We start from the raw sequence: 21377 nt of genomic DNA on the forward strand, positions 1-21377 counted from the left end.
AATAAAATGAATGTGAAGACTGTCCTGTACACAATTGTATCTCTTCTCATTCTCTTCACTTTCTTGGAAATATCGCACTTCTTAAGAGAAACAGGGTGGGTATATAATATGGTAACAGATAGGTAAAAGAAATGAACGGACTTTGGAAAAATCTAAGAATACCTTTCCTATATAACTTTTTGAATTAGTTAGGAGAGAATACTTATGTCTGATAAAACTTGGAAAAAGTTAGAGAGAATAGCTACTGTTATAGCACTTTTGACCGTTGGAATAACATGTGTTGTATTTTTTGAAGAACCATATGAAATAAAAACCAGCACACTAGGCATTGTTCTTTTAGGAATAATATTCATTTGCAGTGCATTTGGATTATTTGCCCATTATAGAGAAAAAACAGGAGGAGTCACCTTTAAGACGTTTTGGTATACAGCAGGTTTTCTGGTAGCAGCATATATAATGACCATAATTGTTGATAGGTTTTTTTGAAGGATATGGAGATTCTCAAATGAATACCAGCTTTGCAAAAGAAGGAAAAACAAAGAATTAACAAGGAGGTAATTTCCAGAATTATGTGGAAAATAGATTAGTATAGAAGGTGATCTCATTTGTCAAATTCCGCATGGAAGAAACTAACGATATATTCATGTGTAATTGGTTTGGTGCTAATGTTTGGGGCTATTTTTATATTAGGTGAGAATACGCCAAGAGGCTTTATGGTCGTTGATGCCGATCCAGTATTACTAGCAATTTTGTTTCCTATTACTGGTGTTTTGTTTTTTATCACATTCTTAGGAATAATGAGATCAATGATGGGCAATAAAATGAATGTGAAGACTGTCCTGTACACAATTGTATCTCTTCTCATTCTCTTCACTTTCTTGGAAATATCGCATTTTTTCAGAGAAACAGGGTGGTTGTATAATATGGTTATGGACAGGTGAAATAACTTTCCTATACAGCTTTTATAAATAGTTAGGAGAGAATACTTATGTCTGATAAAACCTGGAAAAACCTAGAGAGAATAACTAGTACAATCGCATTTTTAACCATTGGAATAATGTTCGCTGTTTTCTACGAAGAACCATACCAAATAAAATCCAGCCCTCTAGGGATTGTTTTCTTAGGAATAATCTTTATCTGTGGTGTAATTGGCTTGCTTGCTAACTATAGAGAAAAAACAGGAGGAGTCACCTTTAAAACATTTTGGTATGTTATTAGTTTTCTGATAGCAGCATATATAATGACCATAATTGTTGATAGGTTTTTTTGAAGGATTCCTTAATGAGTACTAACTTCGAAAGGTCATGTCCCAAATTACGTGGGAAATTTTGAATAGAAGGTGGTCTCCTTTGTCAAACTCAGTATGGAAGAAACTAACGATAATTACAGGTATATTAGCGGTTGGGATAAGTGTTGGGAGTATTTTTATATTAGGAGAGAACACACCAGAGGGCTTTATGGTGGTAGATGCCGATCGATCAACACTCCTTGCTTTAGATATAGTTACAGGTCTCTTAGGTTTTGTGTTCGTACTTGGAATGATGAGGTCCATAATGGGTAACAAGCTTAATATGAAAACTGTTATTTCTACCATTTTGATTATTATCGTTATTATCATATTCTTAGAGATTTCCCATTCTTTGAGAGGTGTTGGTGAATAGTTGGTATAGAAGATTCATAGGGGAAAAAAGGTGATGCAAATGTCAAATTCCGCATGGAAAAAACTAACGGTATATTCAGGCGTAACTGCTTTGGTGCTAATGTTTGGGTTTACCTTCATATTTGGTGAGAACACGCCAAGAGGTTTTACGGTTGTTGAATCTGATCCAGTTGTACGCGCGATTGTCTTTCCTGTAGCTGGTATTTTAGGTTTTATCTTCTTCTTAGGAATGATGAGGTCAATGAGGTGTAATAAAATGAATGCTAAGACTGTCCTGTACACCATTGTATCTCTTCTCCTTATCTTCACTTTCTTAGAAATATCGCACTTTTTCAGAGAAACAGGGTGGGTATATAATATGGTAAACAGATAGATAAAGCTGGAGAAAGTATATGTTATCAAGAGTTTATGGAGACCACACCATCACTATTATTACAGGAGGTAAGATATGAAACGACGAATTTTCTATTTTCTTATGATTCTTTCTTTTGCGACTATATTAATCAGCTGTTCCAACGAGAATTCTGCCAATGAAAACCAAGAGCAGAACAACGAGCCAACAGAAGAGAAAGAAGAAAACAAAGAACAGAACGAGGAAGAGCAAGAAGCAGTAGAAGTATCGACGGCTCCAGCTACTGCGACTGAGCCTGAAGAAATGGTACAAGAGGGACCTGGGGATATGGCTGCAATTGATAATATGGACAGTACGGAATGGACACAGGCAATAGCAGAATTACCGGAAGATTTAACGGCACAGGAAACATATAACCATCTTGTCCAATTGTTAGCAGCGGATTATGAAGAAGCATTAAAAAGATATGAAGAATTTAACCCATCCTTTCTCGTATCAGACGCACCGGGAAGTGAAGGAGAAGAATCAGAGGAAGAAGTAAAAGAACAGCGAATCGCATTATTACTAGATTCCAGTGGAAGTATGGGAGCAACGGTTGGCGGTGAGGTCAAAATGACAGCAGCGAAGGATGCACTGCAGCAATTTGTATCAGATCTGCCGGAAGAAACCAAGGTATTATTGCGTGTGTATGGCCATGTTGGAAGTGGAAGTGAAGAAAATAAAAAATTATCATGTGAGAGTACGGAAGTTGTTTACCCATTAAATACATATAATGAAAATACGTTTAGTGAGGCATTAGGTCAATTTGAACCGGCAGGATGGACGCCGCTTGCAAGCTCCATTTTAGCAGCGAAAAATGACTTGCAGGCAGAATCAGCAGAAAATGTGGAAAATATCGTTTACATCATAAGTGACGGGGAAGAAACATGTGGCGGTGACCCTGTTGCAGCAGCCAAAGAATTACATGAATCAGGCATTGCCACAGCTGTTAATATTATCGGCTTTAATGTAGGAAACGATGCACAAGTCCAGCTCAAGGAAGTAGCAGAAGCTGGTGGAGGTACGTTTACCAATGCTAATTCTGTTGAAGAACTATTCGAAACTGCCCAAGACAGTATAACAAAAGCAAGAGAATCGGTAGACAAAACAATGTGGCGCGCTACAGAAGGTGTCAACCTGACTTGGGATGCCATTCACAAAAATAATGAGGTTGATTCGATTGCCTCTTTCTTTGGCGATGTAGTTGATGACGAAAACAGCATGCTGCGTGACGGCTTGGATAGTCTGGAACAGGAAGAAATAATCACAGCAGAAACAGCAGAAGAGGTCACGACATTGCTTGAGGAACGAGCAGAAAAAATGGATCAATGGAATGAAGAAAAGAAGCAGACCCTCAAAGATCGTGTGGACGAAGAAGAGGAAAAAACAAGAGAGATCATGGATCAAATGAAAGAGCAAAAAGCAGAGAATTAAATATCTTACTGTTAAGGCAGGCTTTCTTATTGGATGATGAGGAAGCCTGTTTTTTATGCTTCGGAATAATTGTAAGAAGCGGGCGGGGAGGCGATCGCAAGAAGAAGGCGGGAAGTCGCAAGAAGGAGCGGGAAGTCGCAAGAAGAAGGCGGGAAGTCGCAAGAAGAAGGCGGGAAGTCGCAAGAAGAAAGCGGGAAGACGCAAGAAGAAAGCGGGAAGTCGCAAGAAGAAAGCAGGAAGACGCAAGAAGGGGGTGGGAAGTCGCAAGAAGGAGCGGGAAGTCGCAAGAAGAAGGCAGGAAGTCGCAAGAAGAAGGCGGGAAGTAGCAAGAAGAAGGTGGGAAGTAGCAAGAAGAAGGCGGGAAGTCGCAAGAAGAAAGCGGGAAGCCGCAAGAAGAAAGCGGGAAGTCGCAAGAAGGAGGCGGGAAGTCGCAAGAAGAAGGCGGGAAGTCGCAAGAAGAAGGCGGGAAGTCGCAAGAAGAAGCGAGGAAGTCGCAAGAAGGAGCTTTGAAGTCGCAAGAAGAAGGCGGGAAGACGCAAGAAGATGAGAAAGTGCAAATAAAAAGCGAAAGCTGCAAATAAGCTGAGGAAAGTGCAAATAAAAAGCGAAAGCTGCAAATAAGCTGAGGAAAGTGCAAATAAAAAGCGGAAACTGCAAATAAGTCGCAGGATGTGCAAATAAAGAAATGCAAAAACCCGGAAGCCTAGTCCAACTCCCGGGGCTCCAACTCTATCCCTCAATCCTGGCATCAGGACACCGCTTCTTCAGCTCATCAATAAAAGCTTCCTTTTCCTTCGGTGAAATTTTCACACTTCCGAAAATTGCATTTTTATAAAAGATTTCAAGCCCATCTCTTGCTGATAAAATTCTGTATCCTGCAAAGACAGCGTTTGTTGGCGCAGCTTTCGTTATCTTTTCATATCGGATCCTGCTTCTAATAGGCCCGCCTTTTACCAGTAAGTAATCTTGATAGAAAGCATATTTTACAGAAAACACACACCATAACAAGAAGCTTGTTACAATAAGAAACACCGCAATCAGTGTTAGAATTTCAGGTAATGCCATTCCTTCTTCCAAGAATATTGGAAAAAATGATGCTGCACCGAGAATGAGTAAGATAATTGTCATAAATCTAATAAAAAAAGCATCTACTTTAGAACGGAAAATCATTGGGTATTCTACCTCCCTTATCATAGTTATACGGATTATTTAAAGTAGAGGTTTCATTCTCATCGAAGACTCGCCTAATTAGCTGCTTTCCGCAATCTTCCCCAACACCACATCAGCTGCTTCCACCGCTCCACCCAAGCGTTGAAAATCAACAGCAAGCTCCTGCGCATTCTCAAAATAGCTCGCATCTCTCGAAATTCGATCAACAGCTTCCTTCAACTCCCGTGCTTTATGACCTTTCAGCCGCATTCCTGCCCCAAGCTCTGCCACACGTTCGGCGATCAACTTTTGTTCACTGTGAAAGGGATACAATATCATCGGCACACCAAAATAGAGACTTTCATTCACACTGTTCATTCCGCTATGAGTGATAAACAGATCGGCTCTTTGCAAAACGGAGAGCTGATTTACAGAATTCTCCACAGTAAAATTCTCTGGTATCTGCCCAAGGCTTGCCATGTCTGTTTTTTCCCCGATTGACATTACAATCTCATAATCGCTCCCGGCAAATGCCTTTATACAATTCTGGTAAAAATCTTTGTTCTGATTAAGTACAGTGCCAAGAGAAATATAAATCACTTTTCTGGCCTGCTCATTATACGCAGGAGATGTCTTGACAGTGGGACCAACAAACGTAAATTTTTCAGAAAAAGTCTCCGCCATTGGCTGGAATTGTCTTGATGTATAAACAATCGTGTCAGTATCGTTACTATTCTGAATAAGTGAGACAAATGAATCCACCTGATAGCCGTGCTCGTGAAGCTGCTTTATTTTTTTGTGAATTCGCGGCATTCCAAGGATCATGCGGAACATTTCTTTCATGCCTGGCTTCATCAGCTTTGCGGTATGCTGATTAAAGGCAAAGGAAGTAGTGGAGCAGACATAAGGAATGTTCAGTTTTTTTGCAAAAAGTTCTCCCCATAAACTAAAAGAATCGGATACAATTCAGTCAGGCTGCCATTCATGTAATTCGGCACAGACTTTTTCTTCCATTGCAATAGTCGTATCCACCATCATTTCGATTAATGCAGCAAAATCTCTTCCTGCCTTTTTCTTTAGTTCTTTTTCTGAAGTGTCTGGCAAAAATTCATCACAAGCTTCAAATTCTGCTCCGGCACGTTCAATTTTTTCCTGAAATACCAGAAATGAATAGTATCTGACCTGATGCCCTCGCGCAACTAACTCTGCTACAACTGGAATGGTAGGATTGGTATGTCCATGTGCCGGCAGTGAAAAGAATACGATTTTGCTCATTCTGTTTCCTCCTGATCTTCCGCTTGGCGAATCATCTCCGCAAATTCAAGGAAAGCATCACTTTTTAACACAGCGATCCCTTTAGTCTCATCTTCTCCAAGCACAATCAGCTTATCGCCTGCTTGAATTCCGTACCGATCCCTTGCCTGTTTTGGGATAACGATTTGTCCTCTTTCGCCAACCTTTACCACACCAAAAAAGTGTTTTCCTTTCGGGCCAAGCTGTTGTACCTCTTCTTCCTGCAGATCATTGGATAATTGATCGAGAGAAATCCTGAAAATATCAGCAAGCATTTTGCCTTTCTGAAGGTCAGGCAGAGCTTCGTCATTCTCCCATTTTGCGATCGTCTGGCGTGAGACGTTCAGCCTCTCTGCAAGTATTTCCTGACTCATTTTATTTCGTTTACGCAAAAGTCGAATATTCATACCAATCATATCGTCAACTCCTTATACAATTAACTATAAAGGAAAGAGTGGCGCGAATCTATCAACTATTGCTAACTTTTTTTGTTAAGGATTGTGGCGGATGTTACAAGCTTGGCTCTTGCTAAGGTTTACAATCTGGTTATGTTTGTAGAAAATAGGGCATATCACCATGGCTGTTTTCCAGCTATAATAAAAAAGAAATAAAAAAAGGAGGTCAATTATGAAAAGAAAACTTTCTATTTTATTAGCACTTATTGTAACCGTTTTCTTATTAGCGGCTTGTAGTTATGGAGGCGGCACGGAAGAGACTGGTTCAGAAAAGGAAGCACCGGAAACTTCAGGTGAAGCAACCGAATCGCAGGTGAATGAAGATGGAAAATTTGAGCCTGCTGTTGAAATTACTACAGCAAGACCTGTTGGCTCTGACTATGTTTTTATTAACGGAGAGGATATTCATAATAATGTTCATAACAAGTGGGCAGAGGAAACATTAGGAATTAAAATAAAAGATCTTTGGGAAAGTGCAGATAACAGTGCTTATCATACGCAATTAAGATTATCTCTTACTTCTGATGAAGAGCTGCCTGATGCCTTTATTGTTCAGGATACTATTTTGATTGATGACTTGATTCAATCAGGAAAGGTAATGGACATTTCCGAAGCCTTTGATCAATATGCATCCGACCGTCTGAAAAAACTTTATGAAGAAAACAGCTATGCGTTTAATCAGGTTACCCAGGACGGAAAACTGATGGGGCTGCCAATCTTTACAGCAGGTGATGGAACAAGTCCGGTTTTATGGATCAGACAGGACTGGCTCGAGAATTTAGGGCTTGATGCACCTGAGACAATGGAAGAATTTGAAGCAGTGATGGACGCATTCACAAATGATGATCCAGATGGCAATGGGGTTGACGATACATTTGGATTCAGTTTTGCCGGAAGAAATGGTTTCAATAACTGGATGTCTGATGTAGGCTTTGTCTTTGGTGCTTATACGGGCAATTATATCCCTGGGACCTATTTAGAAAATGAAGAGGGGAGATTGGTGTACAGCTCTGTCCAGCCAGGAATAAAAGAAGGCTTGCAAAAACTGAGTGAGTGGTACAGCAAAGGATACCTTGATCAGGAGTTAGCCGTTCTTGATGAAGTGAAAGCAACGGAAGCATTTATTCAAGGGAAATCAGGAATGATTGCAGCACCATTCTGGGCAGGAGGATGGCCATTAGGTGATATAAAATCAACGAATCCAGATGCAGTGCTGGAAGCATTTAAGTTACCTGTAGGCCCTGATGGCCAATCCGCACGTTTTATGAACAGCCTGAATGAAGGTAAAGTAATGATGTTCAGAAAAGACTTTGAACATATGGACGCATTCTTCCACTATTTTGATAAAATTTATGACAGAGTTTTTGAAACAGGCGAATTCCAGCATGGTTTCTTTGAAGGCTATGATTATGCCATGGTAGATGGGGAAGCTGTGTATGATCCAGCCAAATTCCCGACACCTTTAGATACGGCGGCTACACCAGGGAAGTACAATTTATTCTGGAATGTTCCAGAGATTCCGCTCAAGTCATCAGAAGATCATCATTATATTTATGAAGGAAATGAACCGCAAACAAGTGCACAGAAAGTCATTGCCCAAAGTGATGAGTCTGCGATAAAAGCAGGAGCGCTTAACTTTGAGATGCGGGACACGAATACAGCGAGCCTTTTCCTTGGCGCACCAACGGAAACAATGAAATCAAGAGGAGAGAACCTGCAGACATTAGAACTGGAAACATTTGCGAAGATCATTTACGGCGAATATCCAATCGATGGATTTGATGATTTTGTTGAGGAATATTACGCAAAAGGCGGACAGAATATTGAAGAAGAAATCAACGAATGGTATGACAGTATTGAAAAATAAAGCTAGTCGATGCTGAAAAAAATAGAATCCGGACATTTTTTACTCCAAAAAATCAGTTCGGGTTCTTTCTTTATTATGGGAGTTTCATAGCATCAAAACACGTGAGTGGCAGGAGAGTTATGCATCCAAGAAAGTATCATAAATGCACCACTCAAAAAAATCCAGTTTAAAGAAAGGGTAAACCTATATGAACCATTCTTTTACTCCCGGCCAAATATGGAAAGATGACAATGGTAAGCATATCAGTGCACATGGCGGCGGCATTTTACTGTACAATGACCGCTATTACTGGTACGGGGAAGATAACACAAAAGGGTATTACAATAACACCGGAATCAGCTGCTATTCATCAACGGATTTATACAACTGGAAAAATGAAGGGCTGGTTTTGAAGCAGGAAGATATGCCGCCAGAGCTTTGGGGTGAGAACCTTGGCAGGGTGGAACGGCCGAAAGTTATCTATAATAAAAAAACAGGCAAATTTGTGATGTGGATGCATGCAGAACAAAAAGGGTACGCATTTTCGATGGCTGGGGTTGCCGTCAGTGAGCACCCAACAGGTCCATTTGAGTTTTTATTTTGTGACAGGCCTGTCAAATACGAGCCGGAAAGAGGGTTTGACTCTCATACAAATGAAGAGGAATTAGGAAATTCATTCAGGGATATGACATTATTTGTTGATCATACCGCTGAAAATGACGGGGAAGCTGATGCTGCCTATGTAATCTACGCTTCAGAAGGAAACTGGACGATGTATATTGTGAAATTGAACAGTGACTATACTTGGATTGATCTACCAGAAGATGAGGGAAGGATCAGACCGCAATTTACCGAGGCACAGCTTGGTTTAGGGTGGTCACGCCAGTTTATTGATCAAATGAGAGAAGCACCAGCCCTTTTTTACTATAAAAATCAATACTTTATGATCACATCTGGATGTACAGGTTGGGATCCGAATCAGGCGGAAATTTCGGTTTCCAATCATCTGATGAAGCCTTTTAAACGTTTGGGTGATCCGTGTATAAATGATCACAAGCAGACGACTTTTGATTCACAGAGCACTTTTGTTTTACCTGTTAATCAGGAAAAAGGGGAGTTCATTTACATGGGCGATCGCTGGAATCCTAATTTTTTAGGCGCTTCCACTTATGTATGGCTGCCATTAAAAATACATCCAGATATACAGGCAGAGATTCATTGGAAACACAGCTGGCAGATAGAAGAGTTCTCTGAATAAATCAGATGCAAATACCGCACTCAAAAAAAGAAGTGCGGTATGTTAATTTTTATAATGTGCTTCTCTGTATTTCTGAGGGGTCATCTTGTAATGTTCCTTAAATAATCGAATAAAATATTGCGTTTTCTGATAACCCACCTCAAGCGAAATATCCGCAATTTTCCTGTTGGAAGTTAATAGCAAGGTGACTGCTTTTTGCATGCGTAATTGAAAAATATAAGAAGAAAGGCTCACCCCTGTTTCTTTTTTGTACATTCTGGAAAGGTAGACAGGATGTAAGTAAACATGTTCCGCAATATTCCCTAACGTTACATCTTTGTGCATGTTTTCGGATATAAAAGTATGAATTTGGGAGATTAGAAAATTTTTATTACTCTTCGAACCCGACTCCGCCTTGCTTAAATGATCGATACATTTTTTAACCCATTGTTTTATATTCTGAGGTGTCTGGATGCTGAATGGATTCTGGATAAACAGCAGACCTTCTGAAATATCGGCAAGTTCCATATTATTTTTTGCCGAGATATAGGAAAAACAACTGAATAAATAATACATCATTTCGATCAGGTGCTGTTGGGAATAATTGTCTTCCTTTTCCATCGTAGCAAGAATTGTTTCGACCTTCTCAAGTGCTTCATTCCAGCGTGAGGCTTCCATAAGATGCAGCATAGAAGGAACTTCATTTAAATGATGGAAATAGATCGGCGTTTTGGCATGATCAAAGTTTTTCATCAGATGAATTTTATCTTCATGTTGTTCTGTCAGCCTTAAGCTATAGTTAATGATTTGCATGTATTTCGAATGAAAATCTGTGTGAAGATGAAAAACCTCTGATTGAAAGATTACAACCGGAACTTTTAATAAATCTGTTATTGTTCGTTTCACACTGACGAGCTTCTCGTTAATAGATCCGATCTGGCTGGAAGGGATAATAAAATGGAAAAACTGATAATGATCGGTACAATACCAGAGCTTTTTCTCCGATAGAATCCCATCGAAAAGAATCTCTTCCGTAATATTTACAAATGCTTTCGTATAAAAATCAATCTCATTCCTGTCCACATTGCTGTGATCTCTGATCTGGATCGAGCCAATAATACATTCACTGCTATAAGGAATGTCGATAAGCAGTTCGGAAAGCTTTGTTTGCAGGTCTTTTTCCGAAAAAGCTTTTCCCTGTAACAATTCCAGTAGAAGCTGCTCTCTCATTACACTTAAGCTTTGCTGGTAATGGATTCTAGTATGACTTCTTTTCCTGTTTTCATTTGTGACATTATCGATCGCTGATTCTAACACTCTCTGCAGCTCCTCAGGCATCACAGGTTTCAACAGATATTCTTCCACACCATAATGAATAGCGGTTTGTGCAAATTCAAATTCGGAGTAGCCTGACAAAAGAATGATCTTTGGGGATAAATTATCGGATTGTATTAAGTGCAACAGATCAAATCCGCTTTTTTCGGGCATTCGAATATCTGTTATCAATAAAGGAATATCGTTCTCTGTTAGCAAATCATAAGCATCTTCCACACAATCCGCGCGATAAATAAAATCAATGTCCAGATCAAGCTCGTGGATACAGTCTTCTAAATAGTCCAATACAAAGCTTTCATCATCAACAAGTAAAATATTCATCTTTACCTCTCCTTTCTCAGCGAATGAGTTTTCGGAATCTTCGGGAATGTGATGGTTACTCTCAATCCACTGGGACTTCTTTGCTGGATCAATACATTTGCTTTACTGCCATAATAATGGCGGAGACGCTGGTTTATATTCCACAAGCCGTAGCTGTCTTTCTCTGATGCATTATTCTGATTGATCGTCGATAAGAGTGTATTCAGTTCTGCCGGGTGAAGACCTTTTCCGTCATCTTCAATAATAATCCGGCAAAATTCGGCAGAAGCTTCTCCCGTTACTTTAATCTCTCCAGCGCCCTTCCGTTTATCAATTCCGTGAATAATGGCATTTTCAATAATCGGCTGAATGGTCAGAGGAGGGATCATAACACTGTTCATCTCCTCATCAATATCTATTCTGTATATCAGCTGATTGTTTCGGAGACTTTGAACCTCCAGATAATTTTTCAGAAAAGATATCTCATCACAAAGCTCGGTTAGATCGGCATTTTTCCTCGTGATATAGCGGTAATATTTCGCAAGGTTGTCAGCCATTCTGATCACTGCTTCAGGTGACCGTTTTGCCATTGACACAATATAAAATAAGCAATTATAAAGAAAGTGAGGATTTATTTGGGATTGCAAATGCTTATACTGTGCTTCCCGGGTTCTCAGCTTTGCTTCATAAACATCCTCAATCAGTGCCTGAATTTTCTGTGCCATCCGGTTAAAACGGGAAAAAAGATAGTCAAACTCATTGTTTGCTTTAATGGTTACCCTGCTTTCATATTGTCCTCTTCCTAACTGATCGATTTTGTTCACCAAATGTTTCATGTTGTAGCGCAAGTGGCGATGCAGAAGATATGCCATCAGGATGCCTGTCATAAATAAGGTGAAAAGACACAAATAAATTAAATATTTAATATCGTTAAGTGGTGCCAGGAAACGATCAAGCTCTGTATAACTGACGATTTTGGCATCAAGTGAAGAAATATAGCGATAATGCACGGCATATTTAACCTTATCGCTCTCTGCTATCAAGGATCCTGATTCTTTGTTGAATGAAGGATCTGCTGCAATTTCAGCAATGATTGATTCCTCTATTCCATTACTGGAATAACTATTATTGTTGGAAAAATAAAAAAACGAATTCGCATTGCCTGACGCATTAATTAAACTCAGCACATTGTCCAGAAAATCAGAGGTAAAGCTTGTTTCTACAACCGTGATAACGTTTTCAATATTGTGTTCGACGACTAAAGGACTTGTGACCATAAAACTGAAGGTGAAATTACCATCTGCCGATAAGGTCGGAAACCATTTGTTTTTCGGTGCCTCAACAAGATAATTTTCATTATATTCTGTTTCACTATGTGTGGAGATGATTTCTTCTGTCTGTGGCCAATAGACGGTAAACTCATTAAATGACCGGATGATATTCTGCTGGATTTTCAGCTTCTCCTCTACATATTTCCGTTTCAAAAGGTGATCAATATTGCTGCTGAAGTCAAACGAGGAATTATAGGATGTGATACTTCTGTCATTGATAAGCAGAATGCTCATAATTTCCAGCTGATGCAGATCTTTTTCCAATTGTTCAACAGAATAATCAAGCTGTTTTCTTGTGGAACTTTCCAGACTTTCGCGCATGATACTTTCATTCAGTTTTTGTGTCAGGCCAAAAAGGGCGGAGCAAATGATCAGTAATAAGAACAAAGCCAACACAAGCTTGTTGAAAATTCTGTATTTAATCAATTTCTTCACCTGGCCTTTAGAAAATGGTTGCCAATGGGGCTACAGATGTTAATTACCTGTCATAGGTATGTACTGTTCAAGTTGATATAATAATAACAGATCATTATTTTTTTTCAATACACAATTTTCACATTTTTTGGTTGAAGGAGGGGTTAGGATGAAAGGAAAAGTAAGCGGATACAACGAAGGCGTGTTACAGAATCCTAAAGAAAAGCGAAAGCAAAACAGTTATCTTGCTTCATTTAATTTTAAACAAACATGGCCGCTGCATCTGTTAGTTTTGCCTGTCATCATTTTTGCGATTATTTTTAATTATTTGCCTATGTTCGGTAATATTATGGCATTTCAGGATTACAAGCCATGGGAAGGTTTTTTCGGATCACAGTGGGTAGGTCTCAAGCATTTTCAGGCATTATTTGAATTTGATGATTCTGTTCAGGTTATCTGGAACACATTTATTATCTCTGTTCTAAAGATCATCTTCGGGCTGGCAGTTCCGATTGTGATGGCATTATTACTCAATGAAGTTAGGAAAATGAGTGTAAAACGCAGTATCCAGACAATGGTCTATCTGCCGCACTTTCTCTCATGGGTAATTCTCGGCGGGATTCTGATTGATATCCTTTCTGTTAATGGCGGGATTGTGAACAGATTGCTGGAGACTATTTTCAATATCGAACCAATCTTCTTTCTCGGTGATGGGGACTGGTTTCGGACAGTGCTTGTAACAAGTGATATTTGGAAGGAATTCGGCTTTTCGATGATTGTCTATCTTGCTTCAATCAGTGGAGTGAATCCAGACCTTTATGAAGCGGCTGAAATGGATGGTGCGAACCGCTTTAAACAGACATTGCATGTTACATTGCCGGCAATGCTACCGATTATTATTGTTATCAGTACACTTCAGCTTGGGAACATTCTGAATGCAGGATTTGATCAGGTCTTTAACCTGTACAACCCGCTTGTCTATGATAAAGGGGATGTAATTGATACGTATGTTTATCGAATGGGATTAGAGAACGGGAATTTCAGTTTTGCCACGGCAGTAGGATTATTTAAATCTGTGATCAGCTTTGTCTTGATCGTTGTCGCCTACCGCTTAGCATTTAAGCTGGCAAACTACCGGATTTTCTAAAAAAGGGAGGGACAGAAAATGTATCATAAAACACTAGGTTACAAGATTTTCAGTATTTTCAATTATACCTTATTAATTTCATTGGCGATTTTATGTATCTTGCCGTTAATTCACGTCCTTGCCGTGTCATTCAGCGGGAAGGAAGCAGCAAGTGCCAACATAATTAATCTGCTTCCAATTGATTTTACAACAGAAGCATATGAAAAAACGTTCGGCAATCCCTTATTCCTGCAGACATTATACAACTCGTTCTACCGGACTGCTTTAGGCACATTTATTACAATGGCAGTGTTAGTTTTTGCAGGCTATGCTTTATCAAAAGAATTTAAGGGACGAAACTTTTACATGTGGTTCATTGTTTTTACGATGTTATTCTCAGGCGGGATGATCCCGAATTATATTCTGGTCAGTAATCTGAATTTGACCAATACGGTCTGGGCCCTTGTCTTACCAGGTGTGGTAAATGCCTTCAACCTGATTCTGTTAATGAACTTCTTCAAAACAATCCCAAAATCGTTGGAGGAAGCGGCCAAAATAGATGGCGCCGGGTTTTTCCGGATTTTGTTCCAAATCTATCTGCCATTGTCGATGGCTGGGATTGCGACAATCACGCTTTTTACAATGGTGGGGCATTGGAACTCCTGGTTTGACGGTCTCATTTATATGAGGGAAACATCGAATTACCCGCTGGCAACCTTTCTCCAGACAATTGTGGTCCAGCAGGATATGAGTAAAATCAGTACAAACCCGGAAGATCTAGAGAATTTATCCCAAAGAACAGTTAAATCTGCACAAATCTTTATCGGTGCACTTCCGATTTTACTTGTTTATCCGTTTCTGCAAAAGTACTTTGTCAAAGGAATTGTGATGGGATCAGTGAAAGAGTAGGGGGGAGATGTCCAGTGAATTTTCTTAAAGAACATAAGCTAATGCAAATGAATAATATTGAACTGCAATATGGGGAAGAAGCTTCTCTGCATCTGACTGCCTCACCTAAAGGTGGCGGGCTGCAATGGGAGCTGACAGACCATTCCAAAAAAGCATTTTTACAGAATGAATATTTTGCTGCGAAAGTTTTTCATCAGTCAGACGATGTGCTTGTGATCATTTGCCGGTTTGTTGAAGCAGGGGGAAGGTTCATTCAAGTTCATTTTGGCATCTTGCCCAATGTTCCTGTCAAGATTTGTTTGCCATTAAAAGCACTGAATGGGGAGAAGCTGTTTCTTGAACGTTATCCTAATGTGATGCAGACAGTTCTGAGAGGGGATGCCCATATCGATTTGGAAAGTATTCAGACAGTTTATATAGAGACACCATCATCACAAAATGGCAGGAGTTTTTCGCTATCCAATATGGAGCTGTTAACACATGAACCTAATTTCAAAAAGGAAAAAATCGTCTATGTTGATGAAATGGGCCAGAATAATTTCAGAGAATGGCCAGAAAAAATCCGTGACACCGAACAATTAACTGCTTCGATTAATCGAGCTCTTGATAATGATGGGAAGAGACCTTTTAAGATGGAAGGCGGGGAAAGTTATGCAGCGACTGGCTTTTTTCGTACCCAATATGATGGAGAGAAATGGTGGCTGGTAAATCCAGATGGGGAAGCTTTTTTCAGCATCGGTGTGAACTGTGTAAGAGCAAACAGTCCGATGAAAATCAAGGGGATGGAAAACTTACTTCCACCGCTTCCGGAAAAAGATGAAAAATTCGCCCCGGCATTTGAAGGTGATTTCTTCGATTTTCATCTTGCCAACCTGATCAGAGCATTCGGAGACAACTGGTATGATAACTGGATGAAGCTGACAAATAACAGATTAAAAGAATGGCAAATGAACACAATCGGCAACTGGTCTGATGAAAATTTTATTCAGTATTCCGATTTGCCATATGTTTTTCAAATGAATGATTTTCCCGAAACAGAGCAGAAGATTTACCGCGATTTCCCTGATGTTTTTGATCCTGCATATGAGCGGAATGCTCGAGAATTCGCCAAACAGTTGGAAAGTATCCGGGAAGATCGCAGAGTCGTTGGCTATTTTATGAGAAATGAGCCGCACTGGGCGTTTGTGGAAGACGTAAATCTGGTGGAAGTGATGCTCTATCAAAAGGAAACAACCTGCAGCAAAAAAGCCTTTGCCGATTACCTGGAGGAAAAGTATGCAGAGATTGACCGTTTAAATCAAGCATGGCAAACGAGATTAGCAAGCTTTGCTGATTTGCTTGTCCCGGAAAAACTGCGATTATCCCATTCCCTTGCACAAGAGAACGACTTTAGTGAATTTCAAAAGATACTTGTCAGAAAATATATTGAAATTCCGCTGACACAGTGCAGGAAAGTGGATCAGAATCATCTGAATATGGGGATAAGGTATGCCTGGATATCAAGTAAGGATTTGCTGGAGGGCTGTGAGCTTTTTGATGTGTTTTCGATTAACTGCTACCAAGACATGCCTGATAAGGATCAGATAGAATATATTAGTAAAAAGCTGAACATGCCAGTAATCATCGGCGAATTCCATTTTGGCGGAGCAGATGCTGGTCTCCCTGCTTATGGAATTAAAGCTGCAAGGAATCAGTCGGACAGAGGCAAGGCGTACCGCTATTATGTCGAACAAGGTGCTGCTATTCCCGGCCTTGTAGGTGTTCATTATTTTCAATATAATGATCAGCCTGTTTTAGGGAGATTCGACGGGGAGAATTATCAGATTGGCTTGATTGATGTGGCCCAGCAGCCATATCAGGATTTTATTGCAGAAATGTGCAAGGCGCATGATAATGTTTCTGAAATAAGGGCAGGAAGAAGGAAGCCATTTGATCAAATGCCGGTATTGATTCCGAAGACCGGGTTTTAATAAAAAAGCAAAACAAGTGTGAGAAGCACCTGTTTTGCTTTTTTCGCCTATTCTACCCCACTCAATACATCATTAGAACTTCCCGCTTCCTTCTGTATAACAGACAATGTCCCATCACCTTCCAGCACAATCGCCTCAACCTGCTCAAATGAACTCATTCCCTGCTTCCGCACGACTGCTTTCAAGTCTTCCATCCTGATGCGATGATGCTGCATGCTTTTTTCGAAAAATTGCCCATCACGATAAAGAAAGGAGGGAGACGCCTTCATAAAATCGGCAAATGTCTTGGAGTGGACGGACGATTGTGACACAATAAACTGAAGCACTGTCAGCATCAACAGAATGACAGCACCTTCTGCAAATGACACTTTATTATTAGTGAGGATGCTGGATAAAGTAGCACCATACGTAACGGTTATAATAAAATCAAACAAATTGATCTGTGTAAGGGTGCGTTTTCCGAATATTCTCAGGATGAAAATTAGAAAAGGATAAGCAAGCAGACACATGAGAAATGGCCGGATCAAACCTTTCCAGCTGTCAAATATTAGTGTATCAAGCATAAGGGAACTTCCTTTCTGAAACGGTTAATCTTCTATGGAGATACCCGTACAAGGAAGTGTTGAAACAGAAAAAAGGACAAAAGCAGACATTCACTCTGTCCCATCGTCCTTCTTCCCGATCCCGCTTATGACAAGACGAACGGCATCATCAATTTCTTCATCTGTAACAGTATAATCAGGCAGGAAAACTAAGCGTGAAACTAAAAATCCTCCCACAAACGTTATCACCATTTTCACGATTCTTTCTGCAGGGATGTCAATAAATTCGCCGCGTTCGATAAAATAATCGGCCACTTTATGGACACGGCTGAGAAAATTTTCAGAAAGAAACGGCAATAGATCTTTTTTCAATTCCTCATTATAAATAAGTTCCTTTACCACAACTCTTGCTATTGCTTTGTTTTCCAGGAAGAATGCAATCCTGTTTTTGAGAAAGGCTTTAAGGAATTCTTCAAATGACTCTACATTTGAGGCAATTTCGATGAACACTTCTTCTGCCATAACAGGAAACGTTTCTTTGAAAAAAGGAAGAATAACAGAAAGAAGCAGATTATCCTTCGTCCCATAATGCCTGAAAATAGTTCCTTCCGCGACTCCGGCCACTTTGGCGATCTCACTTGTCGAAGTATTGGCATACCCCTTTTCAGCAAAAATCTGGATGGCGGCTTCGACGATTTTCTGCTGCTTTTCTGTATGTTTTTTTGATAATTTTGCTTGAGCAATTAGTGCATCCAACAACTTACTTTCAGACAACTTCATACACGTCCCTTCATACTCCCACCATTATAGCTTACGGTACTTTTTCAGGGCAACTAAATTCAGGAAAATAAAGAGAATTGCAAAAATAACGAGAATGAGAAGGTCTCCGCTTATATCGGCAAATCCTAAGCCTTCATACATCACACCTTTTAACGCATCTGCTGCATAATACAATGGCATGATTTTCGCTAATAACTGCAGCCAGTCTGCCATCCCTTCCAGCGGCAGGATTCCGGAAAAGAAAATCTGCGGCACAACAACGATCGGAATAAACTGTACCATCTGAAACTCTGATGATGCGAAGGATGACAGCAGAATGCCAAGCGATAAGGCAACTAATGCAAGCAGCAGATTGATCATGATGACATTCCAGATCGAGCCAACAAGCACCATATCGAGAACATGAATCGCATAAAAAACGATCACAGCGGTTTGAAGCACAGCAAATACGCCAAAGCCGATTAAATAAGCTGTAACAATTTCCCCTCGTCTGATCGGTGTCGCCATTAATCTTTCCAATGTGCCTGATGTTCGTTCTTTCAGTAACCCGATCCCCGCGATTAAAAAGACGAAGAAGAAGACAAAAAAGCCGATCAGGATAGGGCTGAGCACATCAAAGAACTCTGTTTCACTGTCACCATATACATAATCTGTTTTCACAGGGGGAGCGGAACTATCTATCTTCATGCTGCTTTCACTCAGAGCCTGTGTCTGAATAGTTTGGTTGACGATTTGCTGGATCTGCACTTGCAGGGCCTTGGAGGTACCAGGATCACTGTTTAACAATGTCAGTTTCCATTCATTTTCTTCTTTTGTTAAAAAGGCCTCTAGGTCCTGCTCGATGATCGTTTCCTCTGTATCTGTAATTCCTTCCAATTGTTCGATTTCCATATTTGCTGCTTCCAGCTGTTCGATGATCTGATCATTGACATTTTCCACACCAATTGCTGGATCGACACTGTTGCCATTAAATACTAAATAAACAAGTGTAAGCACAAGTAATGGTGCTACAAATAATAGGGCTAATGTGCGCTTATCACGAAACATTTGCTGAAAAATTCTTCTCACTAATGCCGATATTCTCATCATTTTTCCCTCCCCGCGTTTAAAAAGACTTCATCAAAGCTTGTGGCATGATATTGCTCTTTGAGTTCTGCAGGTGTCCCTCTCGTAATAATGGCCCCGTCCCTGATCATCGCAATATAATCACATCGTTCCGCTTCATCCATCACATGTGTTGTCACAATAATCGTTTTTCCTGCTTCTTTTAACTGGATCAGCTCCTGCCAGATGCTCTGCCTTAACTCTGGATCAATTCCCACTGTTGGTTCATCAAGGATCAGAATTTTCGGGTTTTGAATCAAGGCAATCGCTAGAGAGAGGCGGCGCTTCATCCCACCGGAATATGCCGATACTTTTTTCGAAAGCTGGTCGGTAAGATTGACTAAACGTGCTGCATAAGTGATTCTTTCCTTCATTTCCGTTTTGCTCAGTTGATATAAGGAAGCGAAGAAGGTGAGGTTTTCTTTTCCTGTTAATTCTGGATAAAGGGCATCAGATTGTGCCATATAACCAATCTCCTGTAATAGGGAGAAATTAGGCACAGCTTGATTGAGCACAGAAATGGAGCCACTGTCGGGTTTCTCCATCCCGACGATCATTTTCACAAGGGTCGTTTTGCCAGCACCTGATGGGCCAATAAAACCGTAAATACTACCTTCTTGCATTGTTAAATCAATAGTGTTCAGGACGGTCTTTTCTTTAAAACGTTTGCTAATCTGCCGGATGGAAATCGTTTCATTCATGTGGGTTTCCTCCTCGTATTGTGAGTGAATACTCACTTATTTTATACCATAATATAGAAAAGGTTGTCAATGAGTGTTTACTCACTTTTTGTACGATATCCATAAAATCTTCCTGGCTGAAAGGAACGGTGTACTGTATCATAAGTTATGAAAATATCAATAGGGAGGTCTTCTGATGAAATTGGATTTATATGAGGGTGAGGGAAAAAGCTTGCCGCAAAAATTAACGTTATTCCTGCTTGAGACATTGATCCTGCTGGTGGGCGGATGGATTTTGTTCTTCCAGTCAGAGGAGTGGTCAGTGAGAAATGTTATTTTGTTTAGCCTGTTTGTTGTCGTATATGGGCGGATGTGTGTGACAATCTTTTATTTATTAAAAAGAAAAATGCCATGGAAGGAAGCCTTCTCTATTCCGATCGCTTTTTCGTTATATTATATTGGTTTTTCCCTCTTTTCTTTAACAACAGATGTGCCTCTAACCTTACTGGATCTAATCTATATCTTATTATTTTTAACAGGTTCCTATCTTAATACCTATTCTGAACTGCAGCGAAATGGATGGAAAAAAGACCCAGCAAACAAAGGGAAATTATACACAGAAGGACTGTTCCGCTACTCAATGCATATAAATTATTTCGGAGACCTGCTTTGGGTAACAGCATTGGCCTTGCTTACAAGATCTCCATGGGCAATGAGCATTCCAGTCCTTCTATTCTGCTTATTTGCTTTTTACAATATACCTGCACTTGATAAATACTTAGCACAAAAATACGGAAGACAATTTGATGATTACAGCAGGAAGACTAAGAAACTTATTCCTTTTATTTATTGAGGCGGTTGAATGCCATGAGATTCGGAGAAAAATTCGTGAAGGCATTCAGAAGGGGTGTGAATGCCATGAGATTCGGAGAAAAATTCGTGAAGGCATTCAGAAGGGGTGTGAATGCCATGAGGTTCGGATAAAAATTCGTGAAAGGCATTTAGAAGGGGTGTGAATGCCTTGAGATTCGGAGAAAAACTCGTGAAGGCATTCAGAAGGGGTGTGAATGCCAAGAGATTCGGAGAATAATTCGTGATGGCATTCGGAAGGGGTGTGAATGCCAAGAGATTCGGAGAAAAACTCGTGAAGGCATTCAGAAGGGGTGTGAATGCCAAGAGATTCGGATAAAAATTCGTGAAGGCATTCGGAAGGAGTCTGAATGCCAAGAGATTCGGATAAAAATTCGTGAAGGCATTCAGAAGGGGTGTGAATGCCATGAGTTTCAGAAAAAATTTCGTGAAGGCATTCAGAAGGGGTGTGAATGCCAAGAGATTCAGAAAAAATAGTCAAGTCCTTTTTTATGTGTAAATATAGATACAATGTTAACAACCTAATTCACATAATACATATTTGTTCTTTT

The 21377-nt window shown here is 40.0% G+C and carries 23 protein-coding genes; 13 read left to right on the forward strand and 10 right to left on the reverse strand.

The features are described from left to right. The first annotated feature begins 204 nt into the window (after positions 1–204). From F9U64_RS21925 to F9U64_RS21955, 7 genes are all read left to right on the forward strand, one after another. Positions 205–486 (forward strand): hypothetical protein, encoded by a 282-nt coding sequence (locus tag F9U64_RS21925; RefSeq protein WP_153407030.1) that lies wholly within the window; start codon positions 205–207, stop codon positions 484–486. Positions 487–605: 119 nt separating this feature from the next. Continuing rightward, complete coding sequence (locus F9U64_RS21930; protein WP_153407031.1) at positions 606–941, forward strand: hypothetical protein; 336 nt, start codon at positions 606–608, stop codon at positions 939–941. Positions 942–988: 47 nt separating this feature from the next. Next, complete coding sequence (locus tag F9U64_RS21935) at positions 989–1270, forward strand: hypothetical protein (RefSeq protein ID WP_153407032.1); 282 nt, start codon at positions 989–991, stop codon at positions 1268–1270. A gap of 79 nt (positions 1271–1349) precedes the next feature. Continuing rightward, positions 1350–1661 carry a hypothetical protein gene (locus tag F9U64_RS21940; RefSeq protein ID WP_153407033.1) on the forward strand — a complete coding sequence of 104 codons (312 nt, stop codon included), beginning with the start codon at positions 1350–1352 and terminating at the stop codon, positions 1659–1661. Positions 1662–1694: 33 nt separating this feature from the next. Next, positions 1695–2033: a hypothetical protein gene (locus tag F9U64_RS21945; protein ID WP_153407034.1), complete on the forward strand. Its 339-nt coding sequence runs from the start codon at positions 1695–1697 to the stop codon at positions 2031–2033. Between the two features lie 75 nt (positions 2034–2108). Next, complete coding sequence (locus F9U64_RS21950; RefSeq protein WP_153407035.1) at positions 2109–3485, forward strand: vWA domain-containing protein; 1377 nt, start codon at positions 2109–2111, stop codon at positions 3483–3485. Between the two features lie 55 nt (positions 3486–3540). Beyond that, on the forward strand, positions 3541–4032 hold the full coding sequence (locus F9U64_RS21955) for a hypothetical protein (protein WP_153407036.1): 492 nt from the start codon (positions 3541–3543) through the stop codon (positions 4030–4032). Positions 4033–4214: 182 nt separating this feature from the next. Here the strand turns inward: F9U64_RS21955 and F9U64_RS21960 are convergent, their stop codons facing one another. The 4 genes from F9U64_RS21960 to F9U64_RS21970 form a co-directional block, all read right to left on the reverse strand. Continuing rightward, positions 4215–4655 carry a PH domain-containing protein gene (locus tag F9U64_RS21960; RefSeq protein ID WP_153407037.1) on the reverse strand — a complete coding sequence of 147 codons (441 nt, stop codon included), beginning with the start codon at positions 4653–4655 and terminating at the stop codon, positions 4215–4217. A gap of 78 nt (positions 4656–4733) precedes the next feature. After that, a complete protein-coding gene (locus F9U64_RS21965; RefSeq protein ID WP_323125864.1) occupies positions 4734–5477 on the reverse strand; it encodes a nucleotide disphospho-sugar-binding domain-containing protein in 744 nt (247 codons plus the stop codon). Positions 5478–5600: 123 nt separating this feature from the next. After that, positions 5601–5909, reverse strand: coding sequence for a glycosyltransferase (locus F9U64_RS23305; protein WP_228275853.1), 309 nt, complete (start codon positions 5907–5909; stop codon positions 5601–5603). Further along, positions 5906–6343 carry a helix-turn-helix domain-containing protein gene (locus F9U64_RS21970; RefSeq protein ID WP_153407038.1) on the reverse strand — a complete coding sequence of 146 codons (438 nt, stop codon included), beginning with the start codon at positions 6341–6343 and terminating at the stop codon, positions 5906–5908. The genes F9U64_RS23305 and F9U64_RS21970 overlap by 4 nt, the downstream gene beginning before the upstream one ends. A 211-nt stretch (positions 6344–6554) precedes the next feature. On the opposite strand from F9U64_RS21970, the gene F9U64_RS21975 reads away from it, so the two are divergent. After that, on the forward strand, positions 6555–8249 hold the full coding sequence (locus F9U64_RS21975) for an extracellular solute-binding protein (RefSeq protein ID WP_153407039.1): 1695 nt from the start codon (positions 6555–6557) through the stop codon (positions 8247–8249). Positions 8250–8436: 187 nt separating this feature from the next. Next, positions 8437–9486, forward strand: coding sequence for a glycoside hydrolase family 43 protein (locus F9U64_RS21980; protein WP_153407040.1), 1050 nt, complete (start codon positions 8437–8439; stop codon positions 9484–9486). A gap of 42 nt (positions 9487–9528) precedes the next feature. Here the strand turns inward: F9U64_RS21980 and F9U64_RS21985 are convergent, their stop codons facing one another. Together F9U64_RS21985 and F9U64_RS21990 are read right to left on the reverse strand one after the other, a co-directional pair. After that, the gene (locus F9U64_RS21985; RefSeq protein WP_153407041.1) at positions 9529–11121 is read right to left on the reverse strand and encodes a response regulator; all 1593 of its coding nucleotides are present in this window, start codon (positions 11119–11121) and stop codon (positions 9529–9531) included. Between the two features lie 2 nt (positions 11122–11123). Continuing rightward, entirely contained in the window at positions 11124–12752 is a 1629-nt protein-coding gene (locus tag F9U64_RS21990) for a sensor histidine kinase (protein WP_228275854.1), read from the reverse strand. 262 nt (positions 12753–13014) lie between these two features. On the opposite strand from F9U64_RS21990, the gene F9U64_RS21995 reads away from it, so the two are divergent. From F9U64_RS21995 to F9U64_RS22005, 3 genes are read left to right on the forward strand one after another with little or no spacing between them, the layout of a single operon-like run. Next, a complete protein-coding gene (locus F9U64_RS21995) occupies positions 13015–13992 on the forward strand; it encodes an ABC transporter permease (protein WP_153407043.1) in 978 nt (325 codons plus the stop codon). A gap of 18 nt (positions 13993–14010) precedes the next feature. Further along, positions 14011–14880, forward strand: a complete 870-nt coding sequence (locus F9U64_RS22000; protein ID WP_153407044.1) for a carbohydrate ABC transporter permease — start codon at positions 14011–14013, stop codon at positions 14878–14880. Between the two features lie 14 nt (positions 14881–14894). Next, the gene (locus tag F9U64_RS22005) at positions 14895–16850 is read left to right on the forward strand and encodes a beta-galactosidase (RefSeq protein WP_153407045.1); all 1956 of its coding nucleotides are present in this window, start codon (positions 14895–14897) and stop codon (positions 16848–16850) included. A 47-nt stretch (positions 16851–16897) separates the two neighbouring features. On the opposite strand, the gene F9U64_RS22010 is transcribed toward F9U64_RS22005, so the two are convergent. The 4 genes from F9U64_RS22010 to F9U64_RS22025 form a co-directional block, all read right to left on the reverse strand. Then, positions 16898–17413 carry a DUF421 domain-containing protein gene (locus F9U64_RS22010; protein WP_153407046.1) on the reverse strand — a complete coding sequence of 172 codons (516 nt, stop codon included), beginning with the start codon at positions 17411–17413 and terminating at the stop codon, positions 16898–16900. Positions 17414–17503: 90 nt separating this feature from the next. Then, positions 17504–18172, reverse strand: coding sequence for a TetR/AcrR family transcriptional regulator (locus F9U64_RS22015; RefSeq protein WP_323125865.1), 669 nt, complete (start codon positions 18170–18172; stop codon positions 17504–17506). Positions 18173–18196: 24 nt separating this feature from the next. Then, a complete protein-coding gene (locus F9U64_RS22020; protein ID WP_153407047.1) occupies positions 18197–19258 on the reverse strand; it encodes an ABC transporter permease in 1062 nt (353 codons plus the stop codon). After that, on the reverse strand, positions 19258–19977 hold the full coding sequence (locus F9U64_RS22025; protein WP_153407048.1) for an ABC transporter ATP-binding protein: 720 nt from the start codon (positions 19975–19977) through the stop codon (positions 19258–19260). Before F9U64_RS22025 ends, F9U64_RS22020 begins: the two co-directional genes overlap by 1 nt. Positions 19978–20152: 175 nt before the next feature. Here F9U64_RS22025 and F9U64_RS22030 point away from each other — a divergent pair, with 175 nt between their 5' ends. Further along, entirely contained in the window at positions 20153–20809 is a 657-nt protein-coding gene (locus F9U64_RS22030) for a DUF1295 domain-containing protein (protein ID WP_228275855.1), read from the forward strand. Positions 20810–21377: the final 568 nt, after the last annotated feature.

Source organism: Gracilibacillus oryzae (genome assembly GCF_009498735.1).
GTDB lineage: Bacteria > Bacillota > Bacilli > Bacillales > Amphibacillaceae > Gracilibacillus > Gracilibacillus oryzae.